Origin of the sequence: Spiroplasma sp. hy2, from assembly GCF_044714365.1 — a bacterium.
GTDB lineage: Bacteria > Bacillota_I > Bacilli_A > Mycoplasmatales > Mycoplasmataceae > Spiroplasma > Spiroplasma phoeniceum.
The window spans coordinates 1-973 of record NZ_RXFZ02000268.1; the positions used below are offsets into that span (position 1 = coordinate 1).

The 973-nt window shown below is 21.4% G+C and carries 1 protein-coding gene; it reads left to right on the top strand.

Annotated elements, in window-relative coordinates:
- Positions 1–388 precede the first annotated feature (388 nt).
- Complete coding sequence (locus EHV01_RS05965) at positions 389–571, top strand: hypothetical protein (protein WP_422066662.1); 183 nt, start codon at positions 389–391, stop codon at positions 569–571.
- Positions 572–973: the final 402 nt, after the last annotated feature.

The following is a 973-nucleotide window of genomic DNA, read 5'->3' on the forward strand; positions in this document are numbered from 1 at the left end:
MAMMTAAAACCACCGAGTAGCAAGACAACGAATAAACAAACCTAAGATATGGTCTTCATCATATCATTTTTGCTATTTGGCAAATAACCTATTTTTATTATCCATTTTCTTCCAATAGAAAACCAAAATAAATACCATTACTATACCAAAACAAAATATTGATTATAAAAAATAAAATCAATAACTATGCTTGACAAGAACTAAACACCTACGAAATATGAAACAACAAAGTATAATAAAAATATAGGAGTGATATTTAATGTTTGACTTAAATTGAAATGTTATCATTTCTCTAAAATATGAGGATAATCAATTTTATTATTTGTGGCGATATTATCGAAATGGTAAAAATCAAATTACATAAAAACAAAAAACATATATTAAAAATTTGTTTTATCAATATTATGTTCCAAATACAGAACGGCAATTTGAGTATTTTGAAAATAAACTAAATGAATTAAATACTCGCAATGCTAGTGAAATTATTAAAGGCTTACTACAAAAAGATAAGCAATTGATTAGTATTCTTGTGAAATATTTAGATCAATTTAAACCGAATAATTTAACTTAGTCCCCTATTTAAAACCCTTATAAAATAAGGGTTTTTTGTTGCTTGTTTTGTTATCGTTGTCTGTGGCGCATCGAACGTTATTTTCGTGGGTAAATGGTAATAAAATGTTAATTATATTTTTATTATTATAAATAATATTTATAATACTTGTATTATTTATAATACTATTTATTATAAATAATAAATGTTTACTTTTTTAATAAATAATATTTATAATACTTGTATTATTTATAATATATTATATAATAATTATGTATAGAAAGGGCGTGTTTTTATGCCACAAACTATTAATAAATTAACCCACTTAAAAAAGATAAATAATAATGAATTTTTAGAACACAATAAAATAGTTAAAAATTTATCTAGTTTTAAAGAAACAAAAGAATTTAAAAAAAGAAATWA